Annotated in this window: 13 protein-coding genes and 1 tRNA gene; 9 read left to right on the forward strand and 5 right to left on the reverse strand. The window is 73.0% G+C overall.

All coding sequences use genetic code 11. From position 1 onward, the window contains the following. The first annotated feature begins 27 nt into the window (after window positions 1-27). Window positions 28-834, forward strand: coding sequence for a hypothetical protein (locus OHA84_RS29245; RefSeq protein ID WP_266969013.1), 807 nt, complete (start codon window positions 28-30; stop codon window positions 832-834). Between the two features lie 6 nt (window positions 835-840). Here OHA84_RS29245 and OHA84_RS29250 read toward each other — a convergent pair whose 3' ends face one another. The 3 genes from OHA84_RS29250 to OHA84_RS29260 all read right to left on the reverse strand — a co-directional run bounded on the left by OHA84_RS29250 (window position 841) and on the right by OHA84_RS29260 (window position 3,873). Continuing rightward, window positions 841-1,776, reverse strand: a complete 936-nt coding sequence (locus OHA84_RS29250; protein WP_371591487.1) for a formylglycine-generating enzyme family protein — start codon at window positions 1,774-1,776, stop codon at window positions 841-843. A 35-nt stretch (window positions 1,777-1,811) separates the two neighbouring features. Beyond that, a complete protein-coding gene (locus tag OHA84_RS29255) occupies window positions 1,812-3,224 on the reverse strand; it encodes a sulfatase (protein ID WP_266969011.1) in 1,413 nt (470 codons plus the stop codon). A 229-nt stretch (window positions 3,225-3,453) separates the two neighbouring features. Continuing rightward, window positions 3,454-3,873, reverse strand: coding sequence for a hypothetical protein (locus OHA84_RS29260; protein WP_266969009.1), 420 nt, complete (start codon window positions 3,871-3,873; stop codon window positions 3,454-3,456). A gap of 608 nt (window positions 3,874-4,481) precedes the next feature. Here OHA84_RS29260 and OHA84_RS29265 point away from each other — a divergent pair. Further along, on the forward strand, window positions 4,482-6,185 hold the full coding sequence (locus tag OHA84_RS29265) for a glycoside hydrolase family 71 protein (RefSeq protein WP_266969007.1): 1,704 nt from the start codon (window positions 4,482-4,484) through the stop codon (window positions 6,183-6,185). Window positions 6,186-6,349: 164 nt separating this feature from the next. After that, window positions 6,350-7,498: an aminotransferase class V-fold PLP-dependent enzyme gene (locus OHA84_RS29270; protein ID WP_266952049.1), complete on the forward strand. Its 1,149-nt coding sequence runs from the start codon at window positions 6,350-6,352 to the stop codon at window positions 7,496-7,498. On the opposite strand, the gene cobF is transcribed toward OHA84_RS29270, so the two are convergent. Continuing rightward, the gene (cobF, locus tag OHA84_RS29275) at window positions 7,485-8,237 is read right to left on the reverse strand and encodes a precorrin-6A synthase (deacetylating) (RefSeq protein WP_053677179.1); all 753 of its coding nucleotides are present in this window, start codon (window positions 8,235-8,237) and stop codon (window positions 7,485-7,487) included. The genes OHA84_RS29270 and cobF overlap by 14 nt on opposite strands. An 18-nt stretch (window positions 8,238-8,255) precedes the next feature. Here cobF and OHA84_RS29280 point away from each other — a divergent pair, with 18 nt between their 5' ends. Genes OHA84_RS29280 through OHA84_RS29295 form a run of 4 tightly spaced genes read left to right on the forward strand, consistent with a single transcriptional unit; the run spans window position 8,256 to window position 11,513 of the window. Next, a complete protein-coding gene (locus OHA84_RS29280) occupies window positions 8,256-9,011 on the forward strand; it encodes a (Fe-S)-binding protein (RefSeq protein ID WP_266969005.1) in 756 nt (251 codons plus the stop codon). After that, window positions 9,008-10,489, forward strand: coding sequence for a lactate utilization protein B (locus OHA84_RS29285; RefSeq protein ID WP_266969003.1), 1,482 nt, complete (start codon window positions 9,008-9,010; stop codon window positions 10,487-10,489). The genes OHA84_RS29280 and OHA84_RS29285 overlap by 4 nt, the downstream gene beginning before the upstream one ends. Continuing rightward, window positions 10,486-11,118: an LUD domain-containing protein gene (locus tag OHA84_RS29290; RefSeq protein WP_266969001.1), complete on the forward strand. Its 633-nt coding sequence runs from the start codon at window positions 10,486-10,488 to the stop codon at window positions 11,116-11,118. The genes OHA84_RS29285 and OHA84_RS29290 overlap by 4 nt, the downstream gene beginning before the upstream one ends. 5 nt (window positions 11,119-11,123) lie before the next feature. After that, window positions 11,124-11,513 (forward strand): VOC family protein, encoded by a 390-nt coding sequence (locus OHA84_RS29295; protein WP_266968999.1) that lies wholly within the window; start codon window positions 11,124-11,126, stop codon window positions 11,511-11,513. Between the two features lie 18 nt (window positions 11,514-11,531). Here OHA84_RS29295 and OHA84_RS29300 read toward each other — a convergent pair whose 3' ends face one another. Continuing rightward, the gene (locus OHA84_RS29300; RefSeq protein ID WP_266968998.1) at window positions 11,532-12,020 is read right to left on the reverse strand and encodes a DUF309 domain-containing protein; all 489 of its coding nucleotides are present in this window, start codon (window positions 12,018-12,020) and stop codon (window positions 11,532-11,534) included. A gap of 116 nt (window positions 12,021-12,136) precedes the next feature. Between OHA84_RS29300 and OHA84_RS29305 the strand changes: the two genes are divergently transcribed. Then, a tRNA-Pro gene (locus OHA84_RS29305) sits at window positions 12,137-12,210 on the forward strand. 334 nt (window positions 12,211-12,544) lie between these two features. Continuing rightward, a complete protein-coding gene (locus OHA84_RS29310) occupies window positions 12,545-12,910 on the forward strand; it encodes an STAS domain-containing protein (RefSeq protein WP_053677167.1) in 366 nt (121 codons plus the stop codon). The last annotated feature ends 51 nt before the right edge of the window (window positions 12,911-12,961 follow it).

Consider the following 12,961-nt stretch of genomic DNA (forward strand, 5'->3'; position numbering starts at 1 on the left):
GCCGCCGGTGAGCTGGGGGGAGAACTGGTGGCTCGTCGAGACGACACGTCCTGCGCCGGAATCGGGTGCGTGGGGTATCTGCTGCTCAACCTGGTGGTCATCGTCGGAGGGCTGCTCGCCACACCGGTGCTGATCCCCGACCTCATGGCCCTGCAGGACCCGCCGGTACGGGCGGAGGGACCCGGGGCCTGGGCGATCCTGTACGGCATACCCGTCGTGGTCGCGCTCGCCGTCACGGCCCTCGCCGGTCGGGGCGCGGCCTTCGCGTGGTGGCGGTTCCTGGCCCGGGCCGCCCTGCTCCTCGCGGCCGTCGCGGGCGCCGTGCTCTACACCGGGCACCGGGTGGCGGGCATCGAGTCGTGGAACGCGCGGGGCGCCCTGACGAGCGGCGCCGCGGGCCTGGCCGCCCTCGCCGTGTACCTGGGGATACGCCGTTGGGACCGCACGCGCGGGGCGCGGCCCCGGGCCGGGGAGATCTGGCTGGCCATGGTGCCGCTGCGGGAGGACCCGTCGCGGCACCTGCGGCACTACTGCGTGGTCCTCGCCACCGGACGCGGCCGCGCCGAGGTCGCGCAGATCACCACCAAGGACAAGGACGGCCGACGTGACCACGTCCGGCTCCCCAATGACGGCTGGGACGAGGTCTCCGGCCGCCCCCACTGGGTGGAGATCGGCCACGAGCCCCGGGTCGTCAGCTACCGGAAGTTCCTCGCGTCCCGGCCGCAGGGCCGCTGCCCGGACGCCGTCTGGTCCCAACTCCGGCCCCGGCGACCGGTGTCGGCCCGCCCCTCGGCACCCGCGTCGCGGATGTGGGACCGGATCCGCGGGATCTGACCCGGGTCACCGGACGCCGGTGTGGACATCGGCCGCCACGCGGAAGCCGATGTTGCCCGCGGAGCTGTCCGGGGTGTTGCGGGTACGGGCCGCGACGCGGTAGCGGTTGCAGTACGAGTCGTGGCACATGTGCGAGCCGCCGCGCATCGCGCGCTCCGGGCCGGCCGCCGAGAAGCGGTCCGCGGACCACTCCCACACGTTGCCGACCGTGTTGTACAGGCCGTGCCCGTTGGGGCGGAAGGACTTCGCGGGGGCCGTACCCGCGTAGCCGTCCGCGCGCGTGTTGTGCCGGGGGAAATCGCCGTTCCAGATGTTGCACATGTACCGCCCGTCGGGCCTCAGTTCATCACCCCAGGGGTACCGCCGCCCCTCCAGCCCGCCGCGCGCCGCGAACTCCCACTCGGGCTCCGTGGGCAGCCGGGTGCCGGACCAGGCGCAGTAGGCCCGGGCGTCGTTCCACGACACGTGCACCACCGGATGGTCCTGCCGTGCGGCGAACGAGGAACCGGGTCCCTCGGGGCGGCGCCAGTGCGCGCCCTCGACCGCCCGCCACCACGGGGTGCCGGCCACCGCAGGCGACCGCGCGCCGAGTTCGGGCGTGAGGAACCCGGCGAAGACGAAACTGAATCCGAAGGACTCCGCCTCCGTGACGTGCCCGGTGGCCTTCACGAACGAGGCGAACCGGGCGTTGGTGACGGTGGTCGGGGCGATGCGGAACGCCCCGACCACCGCCTCCCGTACCGGCCCCTCGCCATCCGCCGGGAAGCCGTCCGGGTCCTCGGTGCCCATCAGGAACCGGCCGCCCGCGAGCTCCACCAGGTCGCGCGCGGCCCGCTCCGCCGCCGGGTCGGCCCGCCGTGCGGGCGGCGGCCCTCCGATTGCGAGCACGGTGGTGGCGGGTTCGCGGCCGGGGGCGCAGCAGGACTCGGTCGGCACGGGCATCACTCCTGGGTGGGCGGAACGGGCGGGGGCGGGGCTCAGCCGGCGCGGTCGGCGGCCAGCCGCGCCGCCAGCGCGGGGACGCCGAGGGCCTGCTCCTGCGCGGGTGTGGCCTGGTACAGCAGGTTCTTCAGCTGGTACGGGTCGGCGGCCAGGTCGTAGTACTCCCGGAAGGTGACCTGGCCGGTACCGGACACGGCGCCCGTCGCGTCGGTGTGCAGGTCGTAGTACTCCGTATATTGCTTGTCCTTGGCCACGTACGAGGCCCAGGACTTCGGCCCCTCGGCGCCGGTGCCCTTCTTCCACCACTGGACGAGCAGGTGGTCCCGGGACTCGGAGCCGAGCAGGGACCGCCCGTCCTGACCGGCGGGCCGCGCGACGCCCGCGGCGTCCAGGATCGTCGGCGCGATGTCGATGTTCGCGACGATGCGGTGGTCCTTGGTGCCGCCGCCGAGACCGCCGGCGGGCCAGGACAGGTAGAAGGGGACCTCGTGGGCGGGGGAGTAGGGCACCGACTTCTTGGTCCAGCCGTGGTCCGCCCACGTGTAGCCGTTGTCCCCGGTGAAGACGACGAGGGTGTTCTCCAACTGGCCCAGCGCGACGAGCTTGTCGTGGATGGCCCGCACCGCGTCGTCCACCGAGAGCAGGCTGCGCAGTTGGCGCTTGCGGGTCTCGCGGCCGTCGTCGAGGGTGGACGTCGCGTCGCGGATGTAGGCGGGCTTGTCCGACCGGTCGTCCTCCGGGACCGAGGGGCGCCCGTTCCAGGCGGGGACGGGCGTTTCGGTGTACTTCGGTGCGGGCGTGTTCGGCGCGTGCGAGGCGTACGGGGTGACGTACGCGAACCAGGGCCGGCTGTCGGTGGTCGACTTGTCGAGGAAGGCCAACGTCCGGTTCTTGACGATGTTGGTGGTGTACCCGGGGAGCTGCTGGACGGTGCCGTCCACGTTCCAGCGGGCGTCGTTGTATCCGGGCTGGAGGAGGGCGAACTCCTCGAAGTGCGGCGGATCGTCCGCGAGGGTCCAGGAGTTGAGGTACTTGCCGAACAGCCCCGTGCGGTAGCCGGCCTGCTTGAGGTGGCGCTGCACGGTGGTCGACTGGTCGAGGCTGTACGAGGCCGAGTTGTTGCGCACGCCGTGGTGGTGCGCGTGCCGTCCGGAGAAGATGGAGGACCGGGACGGTGCGCACAGCGGGGTCGCCGCGTGCCCGTGGGTGAAGGTGACGCCGTGGCCCCCCAGCCACTCGATGGTCTTCGGTATGGCCCAGTCGGTCTGCTTGGGCTGGTCGTCGGTGACGATGAGCAGGATGTTGGGGCGCGCCGCGGCCGGCGAGGCCGCCGCGTCCCGGGCAAGGGCCGGGGTGGCCGCGGCGGCCGCCACGGCCGCCGCGCCGGCGAGGAAGCCGCGTCTGCCGACGGGGGAGTTCCGGGGTCCGCTGGTGTGCTGCTCGCTCACGAGGGTCTCCTGTACGCGCGGGGGAAGGTGACGTACGTACGCGGGGCTCGCCCCGGACCTCACGGCCCGCCGAACCCGCAGGTCAGACCCTAGAATTCGAGCAGCCGCGACTCAATGCCCGCCGCATGGCAGTGCTGTGGCAGTGCTGTGGCGCGAACATGGCGGCGCTGTGCCGCGCACGTGACGGGCCGGCGCGGCAGCCGTGGGACCCCGGTGTGCCGTCAGGTCCTCAGAGGCGGTGGACCCGGCCTTGTCCGACGGCCAGCGGATGGCGCCCGGCGGCCAGGATCCGCAGTCCGGGCGCGACGGCGAGAAGCTCGCGCAGCCAGCGCAGGGTGTCGGCCGTCAGGTGGTCGACGCCGTCCAGGACGAGGAGCATGTCCCGCTCCGCGAGCCAGGGGGCGGCGTCGCGCGTGCCGCAGGGCAGGAAGGGCATGCCGGGTACGCAGCCCAGCGCGGCCACGAGCTCAGGTACGCCACCGGCCTCCGCGACGGTGACCACGGCCACGCCGTCGCAGAAGTTGGACGAGAGCCGCCGTGCGACGTCGCGCACCAACAGGCTGCGCGGCGCGCGGAACCGGCCGGTCACGGTCAGCACGCGGCCCCGTCGGACGGCGGTGAGCAGCCATGACAGTTCCGTCGATGTCATCGGCAGTGTCCCGGCCGGTCGAGATTCCCCCATCGGCACGATGCCCCCCATTGCATGCGTGACCAGGCGCGGCAAGAGGCGTGCTTCAGGCCGCATGCCGATGATTATGCGCCAGTTTCATGGCAAGACCAGGGGAATGTCTCATTCCGCCGAATGGTTCGTACGCCGGTCGTGGCCCACCCCCGCACGGCCGGCCATCACCCGCCCCCGGAGCGGTCCACGACGTGCGTGACGCGCGTCGGCCGGATGGTGGAGGGCCGGTAGACGACGCACGCGGCGGGAAGCGCGGCGAGGGGAACACGGCGGGCCAAGGCCCAGGTGGGCAACGCGCGCGTCCGTCGTCCCGGGCGCGCCCGCCGGCCGGCGGACGGGCGCGGTGCGTTGCGGACGTGTTCGCGGGGACGCGGAACCCGCCTGCGGCCGGGGCGCACCAAGGCCCCTGAAGCGGAGGCCGTGTTGGCCAAGGCAAAGCGGTCGGCGTAGTTCCCGTGGTCCCCGTGACGTACGTGCCGGACCCCCGCCCCTCTGGAACGGTTGTTTGACAGCCGGGAATCGGCTCTACTGCTGTGCAGCCCCGCAGCCGGGGCATATTCCGGGGAGGGGCACACATGAGAGCGGACCGGCGGGCAGAGCGGGATCCACGACCCGCGTCGCACCGACGCCGTCCCCGCTTCCGGGGGCGCAGACCGCTGCTGACGTTCCTGATGTCGGCCTTCCTGCTCGTCGGCGTCTGCGCCGCGACGGGCATCGCCTGGGACCCCTTCACCGCCGACGCCCACCAGTACCGTGCGACGCCCGAGATCGACGCGCCCCGGACCATCGCCCCCGGCGGCGATCCCTCGCCCGAGGCGTCCCGCACGCCCGGGGCCACACCGAGCCCGAGCGGATCCCCCGCGGAGTCCGAACGGCCGACCCCCCGGGGGCAGGTGGACACCGGAGGCACCCGCTCCGCGGGAGCCCTGCCCTTCGACATGCCCCGACCGGCCTCGCTGCGCTCGGGCTCCGCCGGCAAGAGGCTGGTGTTCGCCCACTACTTCACCCCGTACCCGCTGTCCCTCGACAACGCGAGCGCGGACGTCGACTACTACACCCGCAACTACCTCGAACCCGAAGGGGAGAGCGGCAAGCACGAGCGCTACGGCGGCCTGCTGCGCGACCGCCCGCTGCCCGTCCCGCCCAAGGGCGGCAACTGGGAGTACGCCAACCTCCAGCAGGAGGTGCGCACCGCCCGCGCCGCCGGCATCGACGGATTCACCCTCGACATGCTCTCCCTCTCCGGCAAGAACTGGGAGCGCTCCAACCTCCTGATGGAGGCCGCCCGTTCGGTCGACCCCGACTTCAAGATCATGCTGATGCCGGACATGACCTCGCTGAAGACCGACGACCCGGGCGTACTCGCCGACGCCCTCGCCGCCCTCGGCAAGAGCCCGGCCGCCCACCGGCTCGGCGACGGGCGCCTGGTCGTGTCGCCCTTCAAGGCCGAGGCCAAGAACGTCGCCTGGTGGACCCGGGTGATCGACAACCTGAAGTCGAAGCACGGCATCCGTACCGCCTTCGTCCCCCTCTTCCTCGACTTCGGCGCCAACGGCGCGGCCTTCGCACCGATCAGCCACGGCTTCTCCGAATGGGGCAGCCGCAGTTACGTCGGCCAGGAGAGCTCGACGCGCGACGCGCGCCGGGCCCACGAGATGGGCAAGATCTGGATGCAGCCCGTCTCCGTCCAGGACGCCCGCCCCAACCAGGGCATCTACGACGAGGCCGGCAACACCGCCACGCTCCGGTCCACATGGACGCACGCCATCGACGACGGCGCCGACTGGGTGCAGCTGACCACCTGGAACGACTACTCCGAGGGCAGCCAGTTCGCACCGTCCCTGCACAACGGGTACGCCTACCTCGACCTCACCTCGTACTACCTGACCCGGTTCAAGACGGGCAGTTGGCCGCGGATCGTCCGCGACACCCTGTACCTCACGGCCCGCACCCAGTTCGCCGCCACCGACCCGACCGGCGACCAGTCGCTGGTGATGTCGCTGCGCAGGGGCAGCGCGGCCCCCCGGGACACCGTGGAGGTGCTGAGCTTCCTGACGGGGTCGGCGAAGATCCGTACGACCGTCGGCGCCGCCAAGGACTCCCACGAGGCCCCGGCCGGACTCCACACCGAACTGCTGCCGCTGAAGACGGGCGTCAGCTCGGCGGAGGTGGTGCGGGCCGACCGGACCGTGACGGAGGTCGAACTCCCCTACCCGGCCGACCACAAGGTGGAAGTCCAGGACCTCCAGTACTACGCGGCGACGAGCGGCCGGGAGTAGCCCGGCCCGGAGCCTGCGCCACGCGCGCGGGCCGGAGCCGCGATCCGCCGGCGGCGGGGCGGTCTTCGGCCAGGGGGCGCCTTCCGACCGCGGGGCGGTCTTCCGGTCCGGACCCGCCCCGGGAGAGGATCGGCACACCAGCCGACCCCACTCACGGAGGCCCAGTGACCGAGCCGAAACGCCCGGCGGAGTTCCCCGGCGGGCGCGCCCTGTTCCGGCTCGACCCCGACGTGGCGCACCTCAACCACGGATCGTTCGGAGCCGTGCCGGTCCCCGTGCAGCAGGCGCACGCCGCACTCCAGGCAGAGGTCCACCACGACCCCGACGTGTTCTTCATCGGCGTGCCGGAACGCATCGCCGACGCCCGCGCCCGGGTCGCCACCCACCTCGGCACCGAAGCGGACGGCATCGGCTTCATCGCCAACGCCACCGAGGGCGCGAACCTTGCCCTCGACGCCGTCACCCTCGCCGACGGCGACGAGATCCTGGTCACCGACCACGGCTACGGCACGGTCGTCGAGGCGGCGGCCCGCCGCGCACCCCTCACCACGGTCACCCTCGACCCGTACCTCCCCGACGAGGACGCCGTACGGGAGACCGTGCTCGCCGCACTCACCCCCCGCACCAAGGTGGCGGTCCTCGACCACGTCAGCTCGCCGACCGCCCGGCTCATCGCCGGCCCCGCGCTCCTCGCCGACCTCGCCGCCCGCGGCGTCACCACCATCGTCGACGGCGCCCACGCCCCCGGCATGCTCGCCGACCCGCTGGCCGGCGGCGCCGACTTCTGGTTCGGGAACCTGCACAAGTGGGGGTACGCACCCTCCGGCAGCGCCGTCCTCGCCGTCGCCCCGCGCCACCGGTCCCGGATCCGGGCCCTGGTCCCCTCGTGGGAGGACCGGCACGGCTTCCCCCGCTCCGTCGAGAACCGGGCCACCGCCGACTACACCGGCTGGCTGGCCGCACCCGAGGGCCTGGACCTCCTCGAACGCCTCGACGCGGCCGCGGTGCGGGCCCACAACGCCGCGCTCGCCGCCCACGGCGCCGCCCTGCTCGCCGAGCTCCCCGGGCTCACCCCGCTCCCGCACACCGAGGGGCTCGCCATGCGCGCCCTGCGCCTGCCGCCGGGCATCGCCGAAACCCAGGAGAGCGCCCGCGCCCTGCGCGAACGGATCGCCGCCGAGCTGCGCGTACGCGTACTGATCTGGCCCTGGCCGGGCGGCGGCGGCATCAGGGTCTGCGGCCAGATCTACAACCGGCCCGAGGAGTACGAACGCCTGGCCGCCGCCCTGCCCGACTACCTCAAGGGCGCCTGAGCAGGTACGTGTCCATGATCCAACCCTTGCGGGCGCGGGCCTCGGTCCGCAGCTCCTCGATCCGCCCGGCCACCTCCGCCAGCTTCCCCGAGACCAGGATCTCGTCGGGCGTGCCGACGTAGGCGCCCCAATGGATGTAGAGGTCCTGGTCGAGGTGGGCCGTGAAGGCGTGCCGCGCGTCCAACATCACCACCACGTCGTCCACGTCCTGCGGCCAGCCCTCCGCGAGCCGCCGCCCGGTGGTGATCTGCACCGGGCGCCCCACCCGGTTCAAGGTGGTCCGGTGCCGGGCGAGCAGGGAGGAGATGCTGCTGATGCCGGGGACCACCTCGTGGTCGAAGGCGACCCGACCCTTCTCCAGCACCTCATCGAGGATCGCGAGCGTCGAGTCGTACAACGAGGGGTCGCCCCACACCAGGAACGCCCCGGTCTCGCCGTCCGCCAGGTCCTCGGCGATGAACCGCTCGAAGATCTCCGCCCGGGCGCTGCGCCAGCCGTCCACGGTCGGGGCGTACTGCGCCGGCGTGCGGTCCCGGTCCGGGTCACGCCCCTCCACCAGCCGGTGGCCGGGCCGGGCGTACTCGTCCAACATCGCCCGCCGGAGCCCGGTCAGGTCCGACTTCTCCTCGCCCTTCTCCAGGATGAGGAATGCGTCCGAAGCGCCGATCGCCTTGACCGCCTGGAGGGTCAGGTGGTCCGGGTCGCCCGCGCCGATGCCGATCACGTAGAACTTCTTCACCCGGCTATTCTGCCCGTCATGCGCGCCGCCCTGTTCGTCACCTGCGTCAACGACGCGCTGTACCCCCGAACCGGCATCGCCGTGGTCCGCCTCCTGGAGCGGCTCGGCGTCCACGTGGACTTCCCCGCCGCCCAGAGCTGCTGCGGACAACCGCAGTACAACACCGGCTACCGCCACGAGAGCGAACCGCTGATGCGGCGCACCGCCGAAGCCTTCGCGGGCCACACCCACGTGGTCACCCCCTCCGCTTCCTGCGCCGCCATGATCCGCGAGCACTACCCCCGGATCGGCCGCAGGGCACGGGACGAGGGACGCGGCCCGGAACTGGCCCGGCTCGCCGACGACCTCGCACCCCGCGTGTACGAGCTGACCGAGTTCCTGATCGACGTCCTCGGCGTGGTGGACGTCGGCGCGTACTTCCCGCACACCGTCACCTACCACCCCTCCTGCCACGGCCTGCGGATCCTCGGCCTCGGGGACCGCCCCCGGCGGCTGCTGGCCGCCGTCAAGGGCCTGGACCTGGTCGAACTCCCCGGGGCCGAGGAATGCTGCGGCTTCGGCGGCACCTTCGCCGTCAAGAACCCGGACGTGTCCGCCGCGATGGGCACCGACAAGATCCGCAGCGCCGCCTCCACCGGCGCCGAGGTGCTGTGCGGCGCCGACAACTCCTGCCTCGCCCACCTCGACGGGATGCTCCGCCGCCGTGACGTCCCGCCGCGCGCCCTGCACCTCGCGGAGATCCTCGCCGCGACCGAGGAGGACCCCCTGCGATGACCGCCATCCCGCTCGGCATGCCCGCCTTCCCCACCGCGGCGCGCGACGGCGTGCACGACGAGGTCCTGCGCGCCAACCTCCGGCACGCCACGCACACCATCCGCGACAAACGGGCCCGCGCCGTCGCGGAGTTGGCGGACTGGGATCGGCTCCGCGAGGCCGGCAAGGCGGTCAAGGACCACACGCTCCGCCACCTCGACCGCTACCTGCTGGAGTTGGAGGAGTCCGTCACGGCGGCCGGCGGCACCGTCCACTGGGCCGCCGACGCGGACGAGGCCAACCGGATCGTCACGGCACTGGTCCTGGCCACCGGCGAGCGCGAGGTGGTCAAGGTCAAGTCGATGGCCACCCAGGAGATCGGCCTCAACGAGGCCCTGGAGGCGGCCGGGATCGCCGCGTACGAAACCGACCTGGCCGAACTCATCGTGCAACTCGGCCACGACCGGCCCTCGCACATCCTGGTCCCCGCCATCCACCGCAACCGGGCCGAGATCCGGGACATCTTCCGCACGGAGATGGCGAGTTGGGGCAGACCCGCACCGGACGGTCTCGGCGACGACCCGCGCGAACTCGCCGAAGCGGCCCGCCTGCACCTGCGGGAGAAGTTCCTGCGCGCCAAAGTCGCCGTGTCCGGGGCCAACTTCATGGTCGCCGAGACCGGCACCATGGTCGTCCTCGAGTCCGAGGGCAACGGCCGGATGTGCCTGACCCTTCCCGACACCCTCATCTCGGTCGTGGGCATCGAGAAGGTGGTGCCGACCTTCCGGGACCTGGAGATCTTCCTCCAGACGCTGCCGCGCTCCTCCACGGCCGAGCGGATGAACCCCTACACCACCATGTGGACCGGCACCACCGACGGCGACGGCCCCACCGCCTTCCACCTCGTCCTCCTCGACAACGGCCGCACCGACACCCTCGCCGACGCCGTCGGCCGCCAGGCCCTGCGCTGCATCCGCTGCTCCGCCTGCCTGAACGTCTGCCCCGTCTACGAACGCGCCGGCGGCCACGCCTACGGCTCCGTCTACCCCGGCCCGATCGGCGCCATCCTCAGCCCCCAACTGCGCGGCACCGCCAGCGAGATCGACGCCTCGCTGCCCTACGCCTCCACCCTGTGCGGCGCCTGCTACGAGGTCTGCCCCGTCGCCATCGACATCCCCGAGGTCCTCGTCCACCTCCGCGAACGCGTCGCCCAAGGCGGCCCCGTCACCCGCGAGGGCATCCGCGTACGCATCCGTCCCGCCCGCGGCCACACCGCCGAACGCGCCGCCATGCGGGCCGCCCGCCTCCTCCTCGACCGCCCGGGCGCCCTCCGCGCGGGGGAGCGGCTGCTGTCCCGCGCCCACCGCCTGCGACCGCGCCGACTGCCCGGGCCCGGCCGGGCCTGGACCGACAGCCGCGAGCTGCCACGCCCGCCCGCCGAATCCTTCCGCGACTGGTGGACCCGGGAACGCGGCGACCGGGGAGAGGAACACCGATGAGCACCAGGGACCTCATCCTGGGCCGCATCCGACGAGCCGTCGACGGCCCCGACACGGAAGTGCCCCGGGACTACCTCCGCGAACACGGCGCCCGCACCCCCGAGCAGAGCGCCGACCTGCTCGCCGCCCACCTCACCGAGTACCGGGCGACGGTCCACCGCGCCGACGAGGACGACCTGCCGCCGCTCCTGGCGCGACTCCTCGCCCGACGGGGCTCCGCCACCGTGCTCGTGCCGCCCGACCTGCCCCCGCACTGGCTCGCCGACGCCGACGTGACCGTCGTCCACGACCTGGCCGCGTCCACCCCCCTCGAACTCGACGGCGTGGACAGCGTCGTGACCGGCTGCGCCCTGGCCGTCGCGGAGACCGGCACCCTCGTCCTCGACGCAGGCCCCGAGCAGGGCCGGCGCCGGATCACCCTGATCCCCGACCACCACGTCTGCGTCGTGCGGATCCCCGACCGACTGGTGGACTCGATCCCGCAGGCCCTGGACCGGCTGGACCCCACCCGCCCGCTGACCTGGATCTCCGGGCCCTCGGCGACCAGCGACATCGAGCTGGACCGGGTGGAGGGCGTACACGGCCCCCGGACCCTGGAGGTCGTCCTGCTCGGCGGCTCCGCACAATAGGACCCATGTCCGCACACATCGCCCTCACCGCCCTCGTCGTCCACGACTACGACGAGGCCATCGACTTCTACACCCGCGCCCTCGGCTTCATCCTCGTCGAGGACGCCGCCCGACCGGACGGCTCCCGCTGGGTCGTGGTCCGCCCGCGCGGCGCCACCGAAGCGGCCCTGCTGCTCGCCCGCGCCAAGGACGAGGCCCAGCGTTCCCGGGTCGGCGACCAGACCGGCGGACGCGTCGGGTTCTTCCTCCACACCGACGACTTCGCGGGCGACCACGCCCGGATGACCGCCGAGGGGGTCCGCTTCCTGGAGGAACCGCGCCACGAGACGTACGGCTCCGTCGCGGTCTTCGAGGACCTGTACGGCAACCGCTGGGACCTGCTCCAGCCGGCGTAGCGGTCGGGCACGGGACGGTCAGGCCGCCGGTCCGTCCGGGGTCGCGGCGAGCCGGGGTGCCTCGGCCGCCGCGTCCACCACCGCGCCGCCCTCGACCCGGCCGGCCAGCGCCCGCGCCCACCCCACCAGCCCCGGCAGGTCGATCCCGTACGGCGCGTCCAGCCCGGCCAGGACGTCCGCGCCGCGCCGCAACAACCGGGCCCCGCCGGTGGCGTTCCCCCGCGCCGCGTGCGTGAGCCCCACCGCCAACTGGGCGAGGCCCCGCCACAACGCCGCCTCCGCCGGCGGACCCGACTTCCAGGCGTCCTCGAACACCTCGTGCGCGTGGAAGGGCATCCCCGCGTCCAGCAGCCGCTGCGCCTCCGCGACCGTCGCGGCGGGCGTCCGCACCACCCCCTCGGGCTGCCGCCCGACACCCGGCGTCCCGTACGGCAACGGCCGTCCGAGTCCGTCCCGCGGCCGCGCGCTCCGCGCCCGCCCCTCGCCATCCCGATCCCGTGCGTTCACCCGGACATCCTCTCTCCCGCCGATCACCGGTGCACGCGTACCCCTCGGCGTGGGGTAATGTTCTGCATGTGCCCGGCCACGAGGGGGAAACCCCAGGTGGAAGGCGCAAAGCAGAACGGGACGTGGCGCAGCTTGGTAGCGCACTTGACTGGGGGTCAAGGGGTCGCAGGTTCAAATCCTGTCGTCCCGACTCGACAGAGTCGTGAAGCAGAGGCCGTATCGGATTCATCCGATACGGCCTCTCTTTCGTTCTCCGCCGGCCGTCCCCGGTCCGCCGCACTCCTTGCGCCTCTCGCTCCGCGCCCGGTCAAGTGCCTTGACCCGGGCGGCCGTTCGGGTGGGACGGGGGCGTGCCGGTCGGGCGGCACGGGCGCCGACGGGGCGGTGTCCTCCTCCGCGTACGGTGTGGTTCCCGACCGGTTGCGGGGATGTGCCCGCCCGGTCCGACAGACTTCATGCCTTGGCGCGTATCCCGGCGGTATCGGGGCAGGCGCATCGGCAGCGGGACGGAAGGATGATGGCGGATGGTGCCGGGAGTGGAGAAAGAGCGGTTCACCGTGGCGGAGCGGGCCACGGACGGCGCTGTGATCCTGGCTCTCACCGGGGAGCTGGACCACGACACGGCCCAGCCCCTGCGGGATGCCCTCGACGCGGCGATCACCCCGGGCGTCCGCCTGCTGGTGGATCTCTCGAAGCTGGAGTTCTGCGATTCCACCGGTCTGAACGTCCTGCTGCACAGCAGGATCACGGCCCAGGAGGCCGAGGGCACCCTGGAGCTGGCGGGCCTGACCGGACCCGTCGCACGGATGTTCCGCATCACCGGCGCGGACGGGGTCTTCCCCGTACACGCCGACGTGGAACAGGCGCTCAGCGGTCGACAGCCCGGCTAGGCCGTCGACACCCGAGGGGCCGGACGCCCGACGGTTCGCACAGGAACAGAG

The organism is Streptomyces sp. NBC_00513 (genome assembly GCF_041431415.1).
Classification (GTDB): Bacteria; Actinomycetota; Actinomycetes; order Streptomycetales; family Streptomycetaceae; genus Streptomyces.